At 40.2% G+C, this 20,707-nt stretch carries 22 protein-coding genes; 13 read left to right on the top strand and 9 right to left on the bottom strand.

Going from position 1 to position 20,707, the window contains the following annotated elements:
- The first annotated feature begins 15 nt into the window (after positions 1-15).
- Positions 16-306: a YfcZ/YiiS family protein gene (locus PNEUHYL_RS11190; RefSeq protein WP_059368371.1), complete on the top strand. Its 291-nt coding sequence runs from the start codon at positions 16-18 to the stop codon at positions 304-306.
- A 48-nt stretch (positions 307-354) separates the two neighbouring features.
- On the opposite strand, the gene PNEUHYL_RS11185 is transcribed toward PNEUHYL_RS11190, so the two are convergent.
- Entirely contained in the window at positions 355-507 is a 153-nt protein-coding gene (locus tag PNEUHYL_RS11185) for a DUF1232 domain-containing protein (protein ID WP_069029814.1), read from the bottom strand.
- Positions 508-522: 15 nt separating this feature from the next.
- On the bottom strand, positions 523-789 hold the full coding sequence (locus PNEUHYL_RS11180; RefSeq protein WP_059368366.1) for a YfhL family 4Fe-4S dicluster ferredoxin: 267 nt from the start codon (positions 787-789) through the stop codon (positions 523-525).
- Positions 790-870: 81 nt separating this feature from the next.
- Between PNEUHYL_RS11180 and PNEUHYL_RS11175 the strand changes: the two genes are divergently transcribed.
- From PNEUHYL_RS11175 to PNEUHYL_RS11140, 8 genes are all read left to right on the top strand, one after another.
- The gene (locus PNEUHYL_RS11175) at positions 871-1,584 is read left to right on the top strand and encodes a ribonuclease T2 family protein (protein ID WP_059368362.1); all 714 of its coding nucleotides are present in this window, start codon (positions 871-873) and stop codon (positions 1,582-1,584) included.
- Positions 1,585-1,675: 91 nt separating this feature from the next.
- Entirely contained in the window at positions 1,676-2,839 is a 1,164-nt protein-coding gene (gene pgk, locus PNEUHYL_RS11170; RefSeq protein WP_059368358.1) for a phosphoglycerate kinase, read from the top strand.
- Positions 2,840-2,920: 81 nt separating this feature from the next.
- Positions 2,921-3,997 (top strand): class II fructose-bisphosphate aldolase, encoded by a 1,077-nt coding sequence (fbaA, locus tag PNEUHYL_RS11165; RefSeq protein WP_059368352.1) that lies wholly within the window; start codon positions 2,921-2,923, stop codon positions 3,995-3,997.
- A gap of 67 nt (positions 3,998-4,064) precedes the next feature.
- On the top strand, positions 4,065-5,315 hold the full coding sequence (locus tag PNEUHYL_RS11160) for an O-antigen ligase family protein (protein WP_059368348.1): 1,251 nt from the start codon (positions 4,065-4,067) through the stop codon (positions 5,313-5,315).
- A 5-nt stretch (positions 5,316-5,320) separates the two neighbouring features.
- Positions 5,321-6,355: a glycosyltransferase family 9 protein gene (locus PNEUHYL_RS11155; RefSeq protein ID WP_059368344.1), complete on the top strand. Its 1,035-nt coding sequence runs from the start codon at positions 5,321-5,323 to the stop codon at positions 6,353-6,355.
- 260 nt (positions 6,356-6,615) lie between these two features.
- On the top strand, positions 6,616-7,158 hold the full coding sequence (aroK, locus tag PNEUHYL_RS11150) for a shikimate kinase AroK (protein WP_059368343.1): 543 nt from the start codon (positions 6,616-6,618) through the stop codon (positions 7,156-7,158).
- A 42-nt stretch (positions 7,159-7,200) separates the two neighbouring features.
- Complete coding sequence (gene aroB / locus PNEUHYL_RS11145) at positions 7,201-8,289, top strand: 3-dehydroquinate synthase (RefSeq protein WP_059368340.1); 1,089 nt, start codon at positions 7,201-7,203, stop codon at positions 8,287-8,289.
- Between the two features lies 1 nt (position 8,290).
- The gene (locus PNEUHYL_RS11140; RefSeq protein ID WP_059368337.1) at positions 8,291-9,142 is read left to right on the top strand and encodes a Dam family site-specific DNA-(adenine-N6)-methyltransferase; all 852 of its coding nucleotides are present in this window, start codon (positions 8,291-8,293) and stop codon (positions 9,140-9,142) included.
- Here the strand turns inward: PNEUHYL_RS11140 and PNEUHYL_RS11135 are convergent.
- A complete protein-coding gene (locus tag PNEUHYL_RS11135; protein WP_059368335.1) occupies positions 9,132-9,461 on the bottom strand; it encodes a DciA family protein in 330 nt (109 codons plus the stop codon). The two genes, PNEUHYL_RS11140 and PNEUHYL_RS11135, sit on opposite strands and share 11 nt — an antisense overlap.
- Positions 9,462-9,537: 76 nt before the next feature.
- On the opposite strand from PNEUHYL_RS11135, the gene secM reads away from it, so the two are divergent.
- The 3 genes from secM (at position 9,538) to mutT (ending at position 13,130) form a co-directional block, all read left to right on the top strand.
- Positions 9,538-9,837 (top strand): secA translation cis-regulator SecM, encoded by a 300-nt coding sequence (secM, locus tag PNEUHYL_RS11130; RefSeq protein ID WP_059368334.1) that lies wholly within the window; start codon positions 9,538-9,540, stop codon positions 9,835-9,837.
- Between the two features lie 118 nt (positions 9,838-9,955).
- A complete protein-coding gene (gene secA / locus PNEUHYL_RS11125; RefSeq protein WP_059368332.1) occupies positions 9,956-12,649 on the top strand; it encodes a preprotein translocase subunit SecA in 2,694 nt (897 codons plus the stop codon).
- A 61-nt stretch (positions 12,650-12,710) separates the two neighbouring features.
- Entirely contained in the window at positions 12,711-13,130 is a 420-nt protein-coding gene (gene mutT, locus PNEUHYL_RS11120; protein ID WP_059368328.1) for an 8-oxo-dGTP diphosphatase MutT, read from the top strand.
- Here mutT and holA read toward each other — a convergent pair.
- The 3 genes from holA to leuS are packed head-to-tail and all read right to left on the bottom strand — an operon-like array spanning position 13,114 to position 17,300.
- The gene (gene holA / locus PNEUHYL_RS11115; RefSeq protein ID WP_059368323.1) at positions 13,114-14,148 is read right to left on the bottom strand and encodes a DNA polymerase III subunit delta; all 1,035 of its coding nucleotides are present in this window, start codon (positions 14,146-14,148) and stop codon (positions 13,114-13,116) included. The two genes, mutT and holA, sit on opposite strands and share 17 nt — an antisense overlap.
- The gene (locus PNEUHYL_RS11110) at positions 14,148-14,651 is read right to left on the bottom strand and encodes an LPS-assembly lipoprotein LptE (protein ID WP_059368318.1); all 504 of its coding nucleotides are present in this window, start codon (positions 14,649-14,651) and stop codon (positions 14,148-14,150) included. The genes holA and PNEUHYL_RS11110 overlap by 1 nt, the downstream gene beginning before the upstream one ends.
- Before the next feature lie 60 nt (positions 14,652-14,711).
- A complete protein-coding gene (gene leuS, locus PNEUHYL_RS11105) occupies positions 14,712-17,300 on the bottom strand; it encodes a leucine--tRNA ligase (protein WP_059368313.1) in 2,589 nt (862 codons plus the stop codon).
- 221 nt (positions 17,301-17,521) lie between these two features.
- On the opposite strand from leuS, the gene PNEUHYL_RS11100 reads away from it, so the two are divergent.
- Complete coding sequence (locus PNEUHYL_RS11100) at positions 17,522-18,850, top strand: DUF4062 domain-containing protein (protein ID WP_059368308.1); 1,329 nt, start codon at positions 17,522-17,524, stop codon at positions 18,848-18,850.
- Here PNEUHYL_RS11100 and yggU read toward each other — a convergent pair.
- The 3 genes from yggU to corA all read right to left on the bottom strand — a co-directional run bounded on the left by yggU (position 18,836) and on the right by corA (position 20,689).
- The gene (gene yggU, locus PNEUHYL_RS11095) at positions 18,836-19,132 is read right to left on the bottom strand and encodes a DUF167 family protein YggU (protein ID WP_059368303.1); all 297 of its coding nucleotides are present in this window, start codon (positions 19,130-19,132) and stop codon (positions 18,836-18,838) included. The genes PNEUHYL_RS11100 and yggU overlap by 15 nt on opposite strands.
- 64 nt (positions 19,133-19,196) lie before the next feature.
- A complete protein-coding gene (locus tag PNEUHYL_RS11090; protein WP_059368297.1) occupies positions 19,197-19,742 on the bottom strand; it encodes a YggT family protein in 546 nt (181 codons plus the stop codon).
- Positions 19,742-20,689, bottom strand: a complete 948-nt coding sequence (corA, locus tag PNEUHYL_RS11085) for a magnesium/cobalt transporter CorA (protein WP_059368293.1) — start codon at positions 20,687-20,689, stop codon at positions 19,742-19,744. The genes PNEUHYL_RS11090 and corA overlap by 1 nt, the downstream gene beginning before the upstream one ends.
- Positions 20,690-20,707: the final 18 nt, after the last annotated feature.

The raw sequence follows: 20,707 nt of genomic DNA, 5'->3' as shown, positions 1-20,707 counted from the left end.
AAAAAGGAGAGAAATATGGCAATTCAAACAGAAAGACCGGTTGAATGTGTCGGTTGTAACACCTTTGATATGAAATCATTGTTTGATAATCGGGATTGTACACAAGAGATCAACTATATCTATGACGCCCAAGAGCAAGCGCAAACCGCTTTAGATTTTTTTACTCAGAAAGCTCGTGAGGTTGAAAGTGAACCTTGTGAAATTCAGGCGGAAATCAGTAAAGTCGATGACGGTTATTTATTAAAGGCAAAATTTGCTTTCTGCTGTCAGGCAGAATTGGTGATCTTCCAAATGAAGACGGCATAATGTGGAAAAGTGCGGTTGAAATTCTCAGAGAAAATTAACCGCACTTTTTTATTTAGCAAGTAAAATTTTTATTAATAGCCACACAGCGGCCGCATCATCCACTAAACCCAAAGGTCCGAGTACGGCTTCCGGTAGAATATCGATAGGGCTAAACAGGTAAATTAAAATCACCACGATTTTGAGTAATTTTGTTTTAGTCATTCGAGAAAACATGGCTTAACCTTTAAGTTTATCGGCATGATGGATCATCACAAAACGCTCCCAAAGTTGTTCTTCCGTTTCTTGATGGTCGGGATCAGGTTTTATGCAGTTCGTAATAGGGCAAACTTTTTGGCAGGTTGGTGTGTCATAATGACCAACACATTCCGTGCAAAGTACGGGATCGATTACATAAATTTCATCACCGATAGAAATTGCCTCGTTGGGACATTCCGGCAAACACATATCGCAGTTCGTACATTTATGGGTGATGAATAATGCCATTGTGATCCTTTGGGATATTAGATATGAAAGCGGCGAATTATAGCCGACAAATATAAAATTGACAAAAAATAAACATATTTTATGAAGAAACAAATTTCCACATTTTCCATTATTGCCCTTGCTGCATTCAGCATTTGGCAATATTTTAGCGAAAATCAAAAGTTTTCTTCTCAAGCAGAATCTTCCACTCCCCAAAAAGGTAAAAGTGCGGTTAAAAATACAGATATTTTTGCCGATTACGATGTGATTATGCGTGATGATCCTATCGGACAAAATGCTAATGCGTCGGTGGATTATTATATGCTGGTGCTTTCTTGGTCACCGAGTTTTTGCGCTTCTCAGCGTGAAAAATATGGCAATCAGTTACCTTCATCAGCGCAATATCAATGTGAAAATAACCGCACTTTTGGCTGGGTAGTGCATGGTTTATGGCCACAAAATGCCAAAGCACGCTCTGTGGCGGATCATCCCCGTTTTTGCCAAGGGGATTTACCGGTGTTACCGAAATCGATTGTTGAACCTTATTTAACCTTATCGCCGGGGGCAAAACTATTGCAAGGAGAGTGGGAAAAACACGGTAGTTGTGTTTTCGGTTCTGCAGAACAGTATTTTGCCAAGGAATTGGAGTTATTTAGTGCGTTACGTTTACCGAAAGAAAATTTAAGCCGAAGTGAATTATTCCGTTGGATGAAACAAAACAATCCGCAGCTTAAAAACGCCTATCTTGGTGCAAGCCGAAATGAATTATTTATTTGTTATAACAAGCAGTGGCAAGTGATTGATTGTCAGAAGTAATAAGGATTTCTTTGATCTAAATCGTTACAACCTAGCGAGATCTAGGTATAATGGGCGAAGTTTTAATTTTAACTAACCAAGAGGATAGATTATGTCAGTAATCAAGATGACCGACTTAGATTTAGCAGGCAAACGAGTGTTTATTCGCGCAGATCTTAATGTACCGGTGAAAGACGGCAAAGTGACTTCCGATGCACGTATCCGTGCAACCATCCCTACTTTGAAATTAGCTCTTGAAAAAGGCGCGAAAGTGATGGTGACTTCTCACTTAGGTCGTCCGACTGAAGGTGAATTTAAGCCTGAAGATTCTTTGCAACCAGTTGTTGATTATTTGAACGAACATCTTGATGTTCCTGTGCGTTTAGTACGTGATTACCTTGATGGCGTGGATGTGAAAGAAGGCGAAATCGTTGTTCTGGAAAACGTTCGCGTAAACAAAGGTGAAAAGAAAAACGATCCTGAATTAGGTAAAAAATATGCTGCACTTTGTGACGTATTCGTGATGGACGCATTCGGTACCGCACACCGTGCACAAGCTTCAACTTACGGTGTTGCTGAATTTGCGCCGGTTGCTTGTGCCGGTCCATTGCTTGCCGCTGAGTTAGATGCCTTAGGTAAAGCGTTAAAAGAACCTGCTCGTCCAATGGTGGCAATTGTAGGCGGTTCTAAAGTTTCCACAAAATTAGAAGTGTTAAACTCTCTTTCAAAAATTGCTGATCAAATTATCGTGGGTGGCGGTATTGCAAATACGTTCATCGCGGCGGCCGGTCACAATGTAGGTAAATCTTTGTATGAAGAAGATTTAATTCCTGTGGCAAAAGAATTAGCCGCCAGTACGGATATTCCCGTTCCGGTTGATGTGCGTGTAGGAACAGAATTTTCTGAAACAGCACCTGCAACCGAAAAAGCCGTGACTGAAGTAAAAGACGATGAATCCATTTTTGATATTGGTGATAAATCTGCAGAGCAATTGGCTGAAATCATCAAAAATGCGAAAACCGTTTTATGGAATGGGCCGGTAGGCGTGTTTGAATTCCCTAATTTCCGTAAAGGGACTGAAGTGATTTCTCACGCTATTGCTAATAGTGATGCATTCTCTATTGCCGGTGGTGGTGATACCCTTGCCGCGATCGATTTATTTGGTATTGCCGATAAAATTTCTTACATTTCAACCGGTGGCGGTGCATTCTTAGAATTTGTCGAAGGTAAAGTATTGCCTGCAGTGGAAATTCTTGAAAAACGTGCGAACGGTTAATTAACCGAATATGGTGATGGTGTGTGTTGAATGACATACACCATATAAAAGTTCTTAACATTTAAAGAAGGAAACAACAAGATGGGTTTATTAGATATCGTAAAACCAGGTGTATTAACTGGTGAAGATGTTCAGAAAGTATTCGCTTATGCCAAAGAACATAATTTCGCAATCCCGGCGGTAAACTGTGTAGGGTCTGACTCCGTTAATGCCGTATTAGAAACTGCGGCTCGAGTAAAATCACCGGTTATTATCCAGTTTTCTAATGGCGGTGCCTCTTTCTATGCCGGTAAAGGTATCAAACCTACATCAGGCGAGCGTGCCGACGTTTTAGGCGCAATTGCCGGTGCGAAACACGTTCATACTCTTGCAAAAGAATATGGTGTGCCGGTTATCCTTCATACCGATCACGCAGCGAAAAAATTACTTCCATGGATTGACGGTTTATTAGAAGCGGGTGAAAAACATTTTGCCGAAACCGGTCGCCCATTATTCTCTTCTCATATGATTGATTTATCTGAAGAGCCAATGGAAGAAAATATGGCAATTTGCCGTGAATATCTTGCCCGTATGGATAAAATGGGGATGACTCTTGAGATCGAAATCGGTATCACCGGTGGTGAAGAAGACGGCGTAGATAATTCAGATGTGGAAGAGTCTAAACTCTATACTCAACCTGAAGACGTATTATATGTTTATGACCAACTAAATCCGGTCAGCCCGAACTTTACTGTTGCTGCGGCATTCGGTAATGTACACGGTGTTTATAAACCGGGTAATGTGAAATTAAAGCCGTCTATCTTAGGGGCATCACAAGAATTTGTGGCGAAAGAGCGTAATCTTCCTGCAAAACCAATTAATTTCGTGTTCCACGGCGGTTCCGGTTCTTCCCGTGAGGAAATCCGCGAAGCGATCGGTTACGGTGCAATCAAAATGAACATTGATACCGACACTCAATGGGCGGCTTGGAATGGTATTCTAAACTTCTATAAAGCGAATGAAGCCTATTTACAAGGTCAATTAGGTAATCCTGAAGGCCCGGACGTACCGAATAAAAAATATTATGATCCGCGTGTTTGGTTACGCAAAATGGAAGAATCCATGTCTAAACGTTTAGAGCAATCTTTCGAAGACTTAAACTGTGTTGATGTTTTATAATCCACAAAACTAGCATAAAATACGACCGCACTTTTAGGTGCGGTTTTTTATATTTGAGTGACAACTTATGCAAATTTCAAAACAGAATATTCTCCCTTTCTTGGCAAATTTAAGTATTAGCTTTTTCTTTTTATCCGTGTTGACTTTGAAAGGCGGACACAATATCGCCCCGATTTTTTTAATGCTGCTAGGTTTAGGTTACGGCATTTACGGTCTGATCAAAAAATTCAAATGGGATTTATCAAAAGAAGATAAATGGCTTATTTATAGTTATATTTTTTATTTTACGGTATTTGTGCTTTCGTTATTAATGAATGAAGGGAAGGGAAGGGAATTAGATAATCCAAGCCGTGCTATTTTATTAATTCCGGCGTTCATTTTCTTATTAAGAACCCCATTAAAGTTATGTGCATTGATTTATGCTATTCCATTAGGAGCGGTAATCGCGGGATTCGTTGCTCTTTATGATAAGTTTATTTTACACAGTCCTATGGCATATGCTCCTCGAACCATGCAGATTCAGGGCGGGGATATTGCAATGTCATTGGGGCTGTTTAGTTTTGTGATTGGGCTTTATTTTTGGCAAAAATCACATAAAAAAATCGCCGCACTTTGTATTATTGCTTCATTTGGTGGCGTATTAGGCAGTATTCTTTCTACGGCTCGTGGAGGCTGGGTAGCGTTACCCGTTATGTTGATGGTCGTATTGTGGATTTATCGCCGTTCGCTGTCAAAAAGATTTTTTCTGAGTTTGATTGGTATGTTTGCCGTAGTTGTAGTCGGTGTTAGCCAAATGCCGAATAGCCGTGTGATGGAGCGTCTTTCATTAATTCAATACGACATTGTCAGATATGAAAAAAATAATGCGAATACCTCGCTTGGATTACGCTTTGAAATGTGGAAAAGTGCGGTTGGAATGATAAAAGAAAAACCGGTTTTAGGCTGGGGAGAGCAAGGGGCGACAGAAAAGCGTAAACAGGATGTCGAAACGAAAGTAGTAGCCGGTCATATCGGGCAATTTACCCATGCGCATAATCAATATCTCGATGATTTTTCTAAGCGAGGAATCGTCGGACTGATCGCATTTTTAGCCATTTTATTTGTACCGTTATTTCAATTTAAACGTCGTTTAAACAGCTCTTCTTTAGAAACAAAATTAATTGCCTCATTGGGTATAGTGCATATTTTTTCGGTGATGATTTATTGTTTAAGCCAAGGTTTTTTTGCACATAATTCGGGTAATATTTTTTATTTCTTCCTAACGATAGTGTTTTTAGCCATGCTAAAACAAAGTGAAAAAAGACAACCTTTGGAGTAAGTATTATGGAAAAAATGTTGGTCATTCGTAATGATAAACTGGGTGATTTTATGCAGGCATGGCCGGCTTTCGCTATGCTGAAAGCATCAAATCCTTCACTAAAACTGACCGCACTTGTGCCGAGTTACACTGCACCGCTTGCACAAATTTGCCCTTATTTGGATGATGTGATTATTGATAGTAAAAAAGACGACAAAGTAGATTTTAACCGCCTTATCCATGAGATTAGAATAAGAAACTTTGATGCCATGATCAGTTTTTTTTCCAATACGCATAATGCCAAATTAGCTTGGAAAAGCGGGATTAAATATCGCCTGGCACCTGCTACAAAACTGGTTCAGTTTTTTTATAATCACCGACTTACTCAGCGCCGTTCCCGTTCGGAAAAATCGGAAGCGGAATACAATCAGGATTTAGTCCGAGCTTTTTTAAAAAAACATAATATGCCGATTGTTGAACCAAAACCGCCCTATCTTGTATTGGATAAAAGTGCGGTTGAAAATCAGCGTGTTTTTTTACAACAAACATTAGGGCTTTCCGCGAACAAGAAATGGATTTTTGTTCATAGTGGCTCAGGGGGATCGGCAACAAATCTTTCACTTACTCAATATGCAGAATTAATTCAGGGATTACTCATCGAGTTTGATTGTCAAATTGTGCTGACCGCCGGCCCCAGTGAGAGTGAAAAAGCCCATGAACTGGCGCAATTAGTGGGGGATTCACGTGTTGTGATTTACGATAAAAATAAAGGTTTGGTTGATTTTGCCCACTCCTTAGCTTGTGCCGATTTATTTATTGCGGGTTCAACCGGGCCGTTGCATTTAAGCAGTGCTTTTAATCTTCCAACGGTGGGATTTTATCCTAATAGCCGTTCCTCTCAACCAAGGCGTTGGAAACCGATTAATGATTTGGATAAGCATCTGGCGTTTTGCCCGCCAGCCGGTAAACAAACGCAAATGAATTTGGGCTTGATTTCAATCAAGAATGCCTTAGCTGAAATTATTCCTTTTATTCATCGGGTGTGGCAAATAGCGGATTAATTCGGTGTATAACATCAGTGCTACGATAAGGTGTGGGAAAAAATTTAATTGTTAATTTAGCCAGCAAACAAAAATTAAACGATTTTTGACCGCACTTTAGACTTATTTAAAAATAATTCCCTTTAAAGGTTGAAAGTTAAGGCGGTTTATTGCGATAATCCCCATTATTTTTTGGGTGATCTTTTGGCAACTTTCATTTCGTGGTTTTGCTTAGTATTAAAAAGATCAATTTGAGTAAATTTATCATTAGAAAAAGAGTAATGGCAGAAAAACGTAATATTTTTTTAGTAGGGCCGATGGGTGCGGGTAAAAGCACAATTGGTCGTCAATTAGCACAACAGTTAAATATGGATTTTTTAGATTCTGACGCAGTAATTGAAGAGCGTTCAGGTGCTGATATCGGTTGGATTTTTGATTTAGAAGGCGAGGAAGGCTTTCGTAAACGTGAAGAACGTATCATTAATGAATTAACCCAAATGCAAGGTATTGTTCTTTCTACCGGTGGCGGAACAGTGCTGTCAAAAGACAATCGTAATTACTTATCGGCGCGTGGTATTGTGATTTATTTGGAAACGACGGTTGATAAACAATTCCAACGTACACAACGGGATAAAAAACGACCACTCTTACAAGATGTGGAAGACCCGCGCCAAGTCTTGGAAGATCTCGCGAAAATCCGTAACCCGTTATATGAGGAAGTTGCGGATATTACCCTCCCTACCGATGACCAAAATGCTAAAGTGATGGTGAATCAAATTATTGATTTAATTGATAATATGAATGGGCTGAACGGCACCCTTTAGCTTTAACTGGCAGTATTTAATCATTATTGTAAAGGATAAATTATGCTGTGCGTAAATGTAGAATTACAAGAACGTCGTTACCCGATTTTAATCGGTAGTGGTTTGCTACAAGATGAAACTTGCTATCCGGTTAAAGACGGAGAGCGGATAATGGTTGTCAGCAATCCGACGATCGCACAGTTTTATCTGAAAACGGTGATGGATGCCCTTGAAAAACGGGGTTGTGTAGTCGATCATGTTTTGTTACCCGATGGTGAAAAGTACAAGACGCTTGATTCTCTTAATCTGATTTTTACCAAACTTTTACAAGGCAACCATGGTCGCGATACAACGATTATCGCACTTGGCGGTGGCGTTATCGGTGATGTTGCAGGTTTCGCAGCCGCAAGCTATCAGCGCGGTGTTCGTTTAATTCAAATTCCGACTACTTTACTTTCTCAAGTGGATTCTTCCGTCGGGGGGAAAACCGCCGTCAATCATGAGCTTGGTAAGAATATGATCGGTGCGTTCTATCAACCTGTAACAGTGATGATTGATACGCTTACGCTGAACACCTTGCCAAAACGTGAAGTCAATGCCGGTCTTGCGGAAGTCATTAAATACGGTGCTATTCTTGACAATGAATTTTTTGAATGGTTGGAAAAGAATATTGATGATCTTGTGTCGCTGAAACAGGAAGCACTCCAGTATTGCATTGCCCGTTGTTGCCAAATAAAAGCGGATGTTGTAGCCCGTGATGAAACAGAGAAAGGCGATCGTGCACTATTAAATCTCGGGCATACTTTTGGTCATGCCATCGAAACACATCTTGGCTATGGTAATTGGTTACATGGAGAAGCGGTTTCCGTCGGAATGATGATGGCTGCCGCGCTTTCTGAGGAATTGGGGAATATTTCCATCGCAGAGGTTGCTCGTTTGGAAAAATTACTTGCCCGTGCCAATTTACCCACTGTATCACCGGATGGAATGAAAGCGGAAGACTATCTGCCTCATATGATGCGCGATAAAAAAGTGCTTGCCGGTAAGTTACGTCTTGTATTGCTTAAATCACTGGGGCAAGCTTATGTGGCGACGGACACGGATCATAAGCTTGTGCTAAACGCTATCCGCTGTTGTTCTCAAACGGACTAAAATGCTACGTCCGAAAAAAAAGATTAAATCTAAAATAAAGCACCGCCCTTTTTTGAAATGGGCGGGCGGTAAGTTTCGTTTAACCGACGATATTAATAAAGCCTTCCCAAAGAAAAAACAATGTTTAATTGAGCCTTTCGTGGGCGCAGGGGCAGTGTTTTTAAATTCTAATTTTGAACGTTATATTCTGGCGGATATTAACCCTGATCTGATTAATTTATTTAATATTGTTAAGGATAACGTTGATCAATATATTGACGCTTGTAAGCAGATTTTCTTTTCACCTCAAGCCAATACGCCCGATTACTACTATGCGAAACGTCAGCAATTCAATGAATCCCATGATCCTTTTGAGCGTTCCGTTATTTTTCTTTATTTAAACCGATTCGGTTTTAACGGGCTGTGTCGTTATAACAGCAATAACGAATTTAATGTGCCTTTTGGTGCTTATAAAACCCATTATTTTCCGGAAGATGAGTTACGCTATTTTGCGCACAAAGCGCAAAGTGCGGTATTTTTATGCGGAGATTTTAAACAAACCTTTGAACTGGCGGATAAAACATCAGTGATTTACTGTGATCCGCCTTATGCACCGTTACAACAAATGACCAACTTCACCGGTTATGCAGGTAATGAATTTGGTCTGGAACATCAACGGGCTTTAGCGGAGCTCGCTAAAAAAGTGCAAAAGGAAAAACAGATTCCTGTTTTGATTTCCAATCACGATATAAAATTTACCCGTGAAATTTACCAAGGGGCAAAATTTAAGCGGGTTAAAGTGCAGCGTTCTATTAGTCAAAATTCGGAAAAACGGGTAAAAGTAAAAGAGTTGATTGCAATTTTTAAGGCATAACTCTGTTAAATTCAGGGCTGATTTTCAAATCTAGCCTTTTTACCTGCGGGTAATCCTGTTGAATCAGTGTTAATAAATCCGATTGGCGAAACAGCATTCCTTGCCTAACAATCGCATTTGCGACTTCAATAAACAGTGTATCCCCGTTTATCCGACCAATACGAAATAAGTCTTGAAATTCTTGGGGAAAAGAGCGGTTAAATTTTTGGTTTAATTCATGTATTGCTAAGCCTTTTTGCATTATTTGAGCAAAGGACGATTGTTCCATTATCTCGACAATATTTACGGCTTTTTGATAACGTTCGGCCTTGTTTTTCATGAAATCCCCCCAATAAATGACATCAGTTTAGATTTCCGCTACAATACACACAATTTTTGTAATACACAACGAGATGATGATTTCAGGTAAAACCAAACCGAATTTTTGGTCGCGATTACTTTTAAGTATGATCGCCATCTTTGCCTTGCCTAATGCGCAAAGCTTAGAGAATCAACCTGCAGAAAGTTATTCATCAAACGTATCGGTTCAGCAAGTGTTGGAAACAGCGAAGGTGTTGCAGGATGAGCAACGCCAATTGTTCCAACAGCTTCCCTTTTCTCATTCAACAAAAAAACAACCTAAAATTCAACCGCACTTTATTGCGGAGATACTCAATCCTCAAGCTCCGATTCGAGCAGGTCCTTTACTCATTTAATTTCTGATTTTTTATGATCCCGATGAATTTGAAAAATTCATACCGGATCGTTGTGATGTACGAAATTTGAAAATTTCATCCGTTGATTATTTTAACCTATTATTTTTAAAGAAAAATTATGAGTATTTTAACAAAAATCTTTGGCAGTCGTAATGACCGTATCTTACGTAAACTTAAAAAACAAGTTATCAAAATTAATAAATTAGAACCGGAATTTGAAGCGTTAAACGATGAACAACTTCGTGCTAAAACCGATGAATTTCGTGAGCGTTTAAATGCTGGTGAAACCCTACAAGATATTTTACCGGAAGCCTTTGCCACAGTGCGTGAGGCGAGTAAACGTGTGCTGGGAATGCGTCACTTTGATGTGCAGCTTATCGGCGGTATGGTATTAACGAACCGTTGTATTGCAGAGATGCGTACCGGGGAAGGGAAAACCTTGACTGCTACCTTGCCTTGTTATCTTATCGCGCTAGAAGGCAAAGGGGTGCATGTCGTGACCGTAAATGATTACTTAGCACGTCGAGATGCGGAAACCAACCGACCGTTATTTGAATTTTTGGGGATGAGTGTCGGGGTAAATATTCCAGGTTTACCACCGGAAGCAAAACGTGCCGCTTACACTGCGGATATTACTTACGCCACGAACAGTGAACTTGGTTTTGACTATTTACGCGATAATTTAGCCCATTCAAAAGAAGAACGTTTCCAACGTACCTTAGGTTATGCGTTAGTGGATGAAGTGGATTCCATTTTAATTGATGAAGCTCGTACGCCGTTGATTATTTCCGGTCAGGCGGAAGATAGTTCGGATCTTTATATCGCCGTTAATAAATTAATTCCGAGTTTGATTAAACAAGAAAAAGAAGACACCGAAGAATACCAAGGTGAAGGCGATTTTACCTTAGATCTTAAATCGAAACAGGCGCATTTAACCGAACGCGGGCAGGAAAAAGTCGAAAATTGGTTGATAGATCAAGGCTTAATGCCGGAGGGTGATTCACTGTATTCACCGGGGCGCATTGTTTTGTTACATCACGTAATGGCGGCATTACGCGCGCATACTTTGTTTGAACGTGATGTAGATTATATTGTAAAAGACGGCGAAATTGTGATCGTGGATGAACATACCGGTCGTACTATGGCCGGTCGCCGTTGGTCGGACGGGTTACACCAAGCAATTGAAGCCAAAGAAGGGGTGGATATTAAGAGCGAAAACCAAACCGTCGCCTCTATTTCTTACCAAAACTATTTCCGCCTGTATGAAAAACTGGCCGGTATGACTGGTACGGCGGATACCGAAGCCTTTGAGTTTCAACAAATTTATGGTTTGGAAACCGTCGTGATCCCAACAAATCGTCCAATGATTCGTGATGATCGCACAGATTTAATGTTTGAAAATGAAGAATACAAATTTAATGCGATCATTGAGGATATTAAAGATTGTGTCGCACGCCAACAGCCTGTATTGGTGGGGACGATTTCCGTTGAAAAATCCGAAGAATTATCAAAAGCCTTAGATAAAGCGGGAATTAAACACAATGTACTAAACGCGAAATTCCATCAACAGGAAGCGGAAATTGTGGCGGAAGCAGGTTATCCGGGGGCGGTTACTATTGCAACCAATATGGCGGGACGCGGTACGGATATTATTCTCGGCGGTAACTGGAAAGCACAGGCGGCTAAATTAGATAACCCGACTCAAGAACAACTCGATGTTTTAAAAGCGGAGTGGGATAAAAATCACGATATCGTGATGAAAGCCGGAGGATTACATATTATCGGTACGGAACGTCACGAGTCACGCCGTATTGACAACCAGTTGCGCGGTCGTTCCGGTCGTCAAGGCGACCCGGGCTCTTCCCGTTTCTATCTTTCTTTAGAGGACGGATTAATGCGCATTTACCTCAATGAAGGCAAGCTCAACTTAATGCGTAAAGCCTTCACTGTACCGGGTGAAGCGATGGAATCCAAAATGTTGGCGAAAGTGATTGCCTCTGCACAAGCGAAGGTGGAAGCCTTCCACTTTGACGGTCGTAAAAATTTACTTGAATATGATGATGTGGCAAATGACCAACGTCATGCCATTTATGAGCAACGTAATCACCTGTTGGATAATGATGATATTTCAGACACCATCAAAGCGATTCGCCATGACGTATTCAATAATGTGATTGATCAATATATTCCGCCGCAATCTTTGGAAGAACAATGGGATATTAAAGGGCTTGAAGAACGCCTTGTACAAGAATTCGGTATGCAATTACCGATTGAGAAGTGGTTGGAAGAAGACAATAATCTGCACGAAGAAAACTTGCGGGAACGCATTGTAGAAATTGCAGAAGAGGAATACAAAGAAAAAGAAGCGCTTGCCGGTGAAGAAACCATGCGCCATTTTGAAAAAGGCGTGATGTTACAAACCTTGGATGAACTTTGGAAAGAGCATTTGGCTGCAATGGATTATCTTCGTCAAGGAATTCATTTACGCGGTTATGCGCAAAAAGATCCGAAACAAGAGTACAAAAAAGAATCTTTCCGTATGTTTACGGAAATGCTGGATTCTTTAAAACATCAGGTTATCACCACGCTCACACGTGTGCGTGTTCGTACTCAAGAGGAAGTTGAAGATGCCGAGCGTTTGCGTCAAGAAATGGCGGCACGTGAAACTCAGAGCCATAAACCGGTGGATGAGAATCGTTCGGCACAACAGGAGGATTATTCTGATCGCCACGTAGGACGAAATGAGCCTTGCCCTTGCGGTTCCGGAAAAAAATATAAGCATTGCCATGGCAATCGTGCTAAATATAACTAATGACGCTCACTAAAAGTGCGGTTGTTTTGACCGCACTTTTTTCATACTTGGATCTGACAAAATGGAAAAACCTGTAATACAAGTTGCCGCCGGCATTATTCGTAATGAATTCGGACAGATTTATTTAACTCAACGCTTGGAAGGACAAGATTTTGCACAATCTCTCGAATTTCCGGGTGGTAAAGTGGATGCCGGTGAAACGCCGGAACAGGCTTTAAAACGCGAATTAGAGGAAGAAATCGGGATCGTGGTATTAAATGCCGAACTGTATGAAAGATTTCAGTTTGAATATCCCGCTAAGATTATTTCGTTCTTTTTTTATGTTGTGGAGGAATGGATTGGTGAACCTTTTGGGCGTGAGGGGCAAGAGGGCTGTTGGATTGAACAACACTCGCTGGATGCGGGATTATTTCCACCGGCGAATGCAAAGTTAATTCAACGTTTAATTGCCGAAAGCGATTTATCTACGAGCAAATTCTAACGGATAAATCCGCTAATTTTTCCCATACATTATCGCTAAATTCTTGTTTGGCAAGGCGTTCAATATCGGCTAATTCTTGGATAATCTCATACAGTTTTTTATAGGTTAATCGCTGTACCGCAGTTAAAAAGAGCGGTCGACGATTTTGCCAAATTTTAAGGCGATCAAATTCCTGCTTAATTTGTTGAAGTGGTAACGCCTCGCTTATACGAGTGGGTTGTTGAGGTTTTGTAAGCTCAAGTAGCATTAATAGTTCACGTTGTAAAGTGCGAAGTAAAATAATTGGTTGAATGTCCTCTGCTTGTAAACCGCCTAAAATTCGTTTGGCTCGATTTACTTTACCGGCAAGAAGCGCGTCAATCCATTGGAAAGGTGTAAATATAGAAGACTGTTCCACAACCTCAATGACTCGATTGTAATTAAGTTTGCGATCAGGATGAAGTAAATCCAGAAGCTGTAACGTTTGTTTTAGTGCAAGTAGATTATTTTCATAACTATAACAAAGCTGTTGAATAGCCTCACTGTCGGCTTCTAATCCCATCATTTGAACCCGATTTTTCACCCAACGGGGAAGATTTTCGATTGTTGGCGTTTGGCAGTTAATCAATATTGAATTCGGTTCATATTGATTAACGGCTAAAAACCAAGCCTGTTTCTCCATGGTTTTGGAAAGTTTTGCTATGCTGAGAACAAGTAAACTATCTTCAGTTAATGAACCAATGAATGCTTGTAGATTTTTCTGCAAAGGGGCGGTTAAATTTTCCGGTAAATTGAGAACCAGCATTTGCTTATTAAAAAACAAGCCCATTGATTGGTTGGCTTCAATAAGCTCACTCCAATCGGTTTGGTTATCAACTTGTACCGTATTTTTTTCATCAAAGCCTTGCTGAACGGCTGTTTGATAAATCGAATCTTCACTTTCGCTGAGTAATAGCGGATCCTGCCCGACCAATAAATAAACTTTGGTTAGACGTTGGCTAAGCTGATGGGCGAGTTGCTCAGGAAAAAGACGGTTCATTACTTACCTTTTACTTGGTGCTGTAATGCAACCATTTTGGTGATGAGCTGACGGGCAGCTTGATCGCGCATATCATTCCAAATCACATCACGTTCCGCCGCTTTTGCCAGTGCCGCCCGTGAGTTATCAAAGAAAGTGCGGTTTACTTTTGCACTGATTGGATAGGTTTCACCATTGGCTAAACGTACGCTGGCTTCTACTTCCAACATTAAGACTTTTTCTGCTTCACGACCACGTTTAAAAATAGAAGCAACCTGATTATCGCTGGTTTGTTTATTGATGCGTAGAACCGGTATATTTTGTGTCGGTTTAACAAGATTGACATTATTGATTTGTAATTGGCGGCGCATTGCCATTGACATCTCACTATAAGGATCTGCACTTTCAAAGGTTAGCGTTTGCAATTCTTGTGGAATTAATGCCCCATTTTGCAGATGCCATCCGCAGGCTGAAAGTACGATCGCGGTTGTGATTAGAAAGAGTTTTTTCGTTAATTTAATCATAAAAATTACCTATAAAATCAACCGCACTTATTATTACCAAAGTGCGGTTATTTCTATGGATTATTGTGGTTTCACCACAACATTTAACAATTTACCCGGCACGTAAATTACTTTCACGATTTGCTGACCATCAATGAATTTCTTCACATTTTCATCGGCAAAAGCAGTAGTTTTTACTGTTTCTTCATCGGCATTTGAGGCGACGGTAACTTTTCCACGTACTTTACCGTTTACTTGTACAACAATGAGTTTTTCATCTTCCACCATTGCCGCTTCATCGGCTTTCACCCATTCAGCCGTATCGATATTGTTTTTATTGCCCAAGGCATGCCATAACTCGAAACAAATATGTGGGGTAATCGGATAAAGCATACGTACTACCGCACTTAATGCTTCCGCCATTACCGCAAGATCTTGCTCGGTTTCTAATGGCGCTTTAGTGAGTTTGTTCATCAACTCCATAATTGCCGCAATCGCAGTATTGAAAGTTTGGCGGCGGCCAATATCGTCACTCACTTTTGCTATAGTTTTATGCACTTCACGGCGAAGGGCTTTTTGATCCGCTGAAAGTGCGGTGACATCTAATGCCGTTTTTGCAGGGTTTTGTTGGTATTGATACACCAAGTTCCACACACGACCTAAAAAACGTTTCGCCCCTTCCACGCCCGATTCTTGCCATTCAAGGGTCATATCCGCAGGGGAAGCAAACATCATAAACAAACGAACCGTATCCGCACCGTATTTTTCCACCATTTCTTGCGGATCGATACCGTTATTTTTCGATTTCGACATTTTGGTCATACCGGAATGTACAAGTTCGCGCCCCTCAGGATCAGTCGCCTTAATAATACGGCCTTTCTCGTCACGTTCAAGGGTAACTTGCGTTGGGCTGACCCAGATACGTTCATTAGTCGGACTGGTGTAATAGAAAGCATCGGCAAGTACCATACCTTGACATAATAATTTGGTTGCCGGTTCATCGCTGGTTACAAACCCGGCATCATGCAAGAGTTTGTGGAAGAAGCGGAAGTATAACAAGTGCATTGTAGCGTGTTCGATACCGCCGATATATTGATCCACCGGTAACCAGTAATTAGCTTCCTCTTTATCTAACATGGCTTCTGCAAATGTTGGTGAGGTGTAGCGCGCGTAATACCAAGAAGACTCCATAAACGTATCGAAAGTATCCGTTTCTTTTAACGCCGGTGTACCGTTAAAGGTAGTTTTCGCCCAGTTTGGATCCGCTTTAATCGGGCTTTTCACACCGTCCATCACCACATCTTCCGGGAGAATAATCGGTAAATCTTCCAGCGGTGCGGGCACTACATCACCGTTTTCAAGAGTAAGCATTGGAATTGGTGCACCCCAATAACGTTGGCGGGATACCCCCCAGTCACGCAAGCGATAGTTTACTTGGCGTTTACCCATGCCTAGTTTTTCAAGTTTGTCTGCAATGCCGTTGAATGCCCCGTCGAAATCTAATCCGTCAAATTCTGCCGAATTGACTAAAACTCCGTGCTCGGTGAACGCTTCTTTACTTAAATTAATTTCTTGACCGGCAAGTGGTGCGATAACTTGTTTTAACGGTAAAGCGTATTTTTGAGCGAACTCATAGTCGCGTTGGTCGTGAGCAGGCACTGCCATGACCGCACCTGTACCATAGTGCATTAATACGAAGTTCGCCACCCAGATCGGCAATTTTTCACCGGTTAACGGGTGAATCGCAAACAAACCTGTCGCCATGCCTTTTTTCTCCATGGTGGCAAGATCGGCTTCGGCAACTTTCGCATTTTTCGCTTCTTGAATGAATGCGGCCAGTTCGGGATTATTTTGTGCTGCAAGGCTTGCTAATGGGTGAGCGGCGGCAATACCTAAATAGCTCACCCCATAGAACGTATCGGGGCGGGTGGTGTAAACCGCTAATTTTTTGTTGGTTTCTGCTACATCAAAGGTAATCTCAACCCCTTCTGAACGACCGATCCAGTTTCGTTGCATGGTCTTCACCATATCCGGCCATTGCGGAAGATTATCCAACCCGCCTAATAACTGTTCGGCATAATCAGTGATTTTAATAAACCATTGTGGGATTTCTTTTTGTTCCACAGGTGTATCGCAACGCCAACAGCAACCGTCATGCACTTGCTCGTTGGCAAGTACCGTTTCATCATTCGGACACCAGTTTACGGTTGAGGTTTTTTTATACACCAAGCCTTTTTTGTAAAGCTCGGTAAAAAACCATTGTTCCCATTTGTAATATTCAGGTTTACAGGTCGCAATTTCACGATCCCAATCATAACCAAAGCCCAATATTTTGAGCTGATTCTTCATATATTCAATGTTTTCGTATGTCCATTTTGCCGGTGCGGTTTTGTGTTTAATCGCCGCTCCTTCAGCAGGCAAACCAAAGGCATCCCAACCAATCGGTTGTAACACATTTTTACCGTTCATACGTTGATAACGTGAAACCACATCACCAATCGTATAGTTACGCACGTGCCCCATATGCAGACGACCGGACGGATATGGGAACATAGAAAGACAATAATATTTCTCTTTACTTACATCTTTAACCGCTTTAAAGACTTTATTTTCTGCCCAATATTGTTGAACCTTAGGTTCAATCATATCGGGACGATATTGTTCTTGCATAAAATCACCTTAAATTTTGACCGCACTCTGGCGGGATTTTTACATGAGAAAATTGATTCATAGAATATCGTAAAACGCTATAAATTGGTAGGGCAGTAGTAGTTAAAATCTCCCCTATCGTATAGAGTGTATTTCGCATAGGGGATTAAGTGATAGCTTAATCATATCTACTAAAATTGTTATAGTATTAAATTGACTACATGTACAGCATTGGGTAAACCATGGACAATAAAAAATACCAGGTGTTTGTAAGTTCTACATATACAGATCTTATTGAGGTCAGAAATAAGGTTATAAATAGTATTCTTTCAATGGAACAGTTTCCAGCTGGTATGGAGATGTTCAGTGCTGAAGATTCTCAGCAATGGGAGATAATAAAAAGAACGATAGATTCAAGTGATTATTATGTTGTAATAATTGGGCATAGGTACGGGAGTATTGAGCCTAAAGATGGAATCAGTTACACAGAAAAAGAATATGATTATGCTGTTTCTAAAGATATTCCTGTTTTAGCATTTATTCAGGATCGTAATGTAGCATTAAAACCTCATGAGAGAGAAAATGATAAAGATAAAGCTGATAAGTTAGATAAATTTGTTGATAAGGCAAAAACTAGAATGTGCCAGTTTTGGACTGATTCTAATGACTTGATTTCTAAAGTTCCAACTGCACTATTTAAATCATTTTTAAATAAACCACAAATTGGATGGATTAGGGGGAGTAATTCAATATCTCCTGAGGTTGTTAATGAATTGGCCCGATTAAGTAAGGAAAATAATGAATTAAAAAATAAATTATTAGAGTTAGAAAGAGATAACGATATTCCTAATATTAATATTCAGCTAAATGGTGGTGATTCACTAGAGCTTTCTTATCCTGATAGATTTGAAGGAACTATTAGTGTTCCTAAAATGTTAAAAAGAGAAAGTATAGAACCTGATTTATTAGAGTTTATTACGGATGGTGATATAGAACAGTATAATAGTAATATACCATCAGAAGAGGAGATTTATAATTATAACAAAGCACAAATAAGAAATGAGCTGATAAGTAAGAATAAGTTTCCACTATTTTTCTCTATATCTAATATGGGACAGGTAAAGGCGACAGATATACATATAGAGTTATCTTTCCCAAAAGAAATAAAATTGTTCTTTAAAGGAGAAGAGCCATCTCTAGAATTTATTAAAGATCCTAGACCATCTGATATTCTTTTGTCAGCAGAGAAAAAGAAACGAGAAGCGACTGATCCTGTAACTAAATTAATTAACCAATATAGTAACTTAGGTAGAGTGGTAGCCTCTCCATCTATACTACCTCCATTAAAATTAGAAAATTTGAACAGATCTTATAGAAAAGATCTCTATCTAAAAGATAATAATGTAGTTGTAATAAAAGTTGATAGTTTATTACAAACTTTAACAACTAAAATTGATAGAGATTTATTTATTGTTCCTTTAGAAAAAGGTAATTATGTTGTAGTTGCCTATATTATATGTGAGCAGTATAAAGATGGTGTAGAGTTATCATTTCCATTAATTATCAAATAAGCGTCTTTCGATTTCTTTCGGGATTAATTTAGGGGCTGGAATCCAAATTTGTTTATGACGATTTAATTCGCCTTTTTCCAACAGGATACTGCTTTTCGGTACTTTGAAAATTTTGCTTAAGAATTTCAATAAATGTGCGTTTGCTTGCCCTTCTATGGGAGGCGCGGTAATGGTGATTTTGAGTTCTTCATTATGTATTCCAACAATTTGATCTTTGCTGGCTTTGGGTTGTAAAAAAATCTTCAAGCGAATGCCGTCGGGCATTTTTTCGATTGCTGACATATATCAATCTCGTAAAGAAAAGCCACGTAGAACGTGGCTGAGAACAGGTATTTTATGACCGCACTTATCCTGCAATCACCCAAAGCCCTTGTAGCATATCAATCATAAAGTTATTGATAAATAATAAGATAAACACAATGACCATGGGTGAAAAATCAATCACGCCGATAGTCGGCAAAATTTTTCTAACAGGGCGTAATAACGGCTCCGACAGTTGATAGAATGCGTAGAATATCGGATTGTTGCCACGATTAAACCAACTTGAAATCGCACCGATAAATAGCACATAGAAAATGGTCATTCCAATTGCTTTTAAAATGCTTAATAGGCCTAAAATTACCATCACATCAATCGCCAATCCAAAGTAAAGTAAGGATTTTAATGCGCCGAGGATAAAGATCAGCAGGACGGCTGAAGTATCCATATTTTTGATGATCGGCATCATTTTACGAATGGGTTTAAGTAGCGGTTCTGTAATTTTTACTATAAATTGTGAAAGAGGATTGTAGTAATCCACTTTCGCCAATTGTAGCCAAATGCGTAAAACCAACACCAGTGCATAAAGGTTGATGATTGAGCCGACAAATAATGCGGTTTGTGATAATTCCATTATAGCCATCCTTTTCGTTTGAAATAAATGTATGGTGTGAGTGCTGCAGCGATCATTAAGCCGATAGCCATGGGGTAACCGTATTTGAAATGGAGCTCCGGCATAAATTCAAAGTTCATTCCGTAAGTGGATGCGACTAGTGTTGCCGGTAGGAACATAACGGATACTACCGAGAAAAATTTCATAATTTTGTTCTGCTCAATATTGATGTAACCCATTGCCGCTTGCATGAGAAAGTTCACTTTTTGGAACAGTGATTCGTTGTGCGGTTGTAGGGATTCAATATCTCGTAGGATTTCTCGAGCCTGTTCCAGCTGGTTTGCCGGCAAACGGGTTTTGCGTACCAAAAAACCGAGTGCGCGTTGGGTATCCATCAAGCATAGACGCACTTTAGAGCTGGTATCTTCCTGTTCGGTGAGCGTATTTAAGGCTTCATCAAACGCCTCACCTTGGGTTCCGTTTAAAATCACTCGACTTAATTCTTCTAGGTCAGCATAAACATTTTCGATGACATCGGCAAGTTGTTCGATTTTGGTTTCAAATAAATCGAGCAACACTTCATAAGCGTTAAATTCCAGTAAGCGCTGACTACGGGATCGCATACGATATAAACGAAATGCGGGCAGTTCCCGATCCCGTAAGGTAAATAAGCGACCATCGCGGATGGTAAATGCTACACTGGCAAGATCCGCATAGTTATTTTCATCTTCACAGTAAAAGAATGAGTGTAAGTGTAAGCCGTCTTCGTCTTCAAAGAAACGGGCGGACGCTTCAATATCTTCTAATTCAAGGAAAGAGGCAAGGCTTTGCCCTAAGCTTTCTTGTAGCATTTCACGCTCTTCGCCGGTAGGTTCAAGCAAATCAAGCCAGATTGCGCTGTTGAGATCCGTTTGATCTTCATCGATCCGAAATAAACGGGAATCGTTGATAGTAAAAGCATTGATCATTTCATACTCCTTTTGGGA

This window comes from Rodentibacter caecimuris, assembly GCF_001019715.1.
GTDB classification, from domain to species: Bacteria; Pseudomonadota; Gammaproteobacteria; order Enterobacterales; family Pasteurellaceae; genus Rodentibacter; species Rodentibacter caecimuris.
This window is presented reverse-complemented; position numbering and strand designations above follow the sequence as displayed.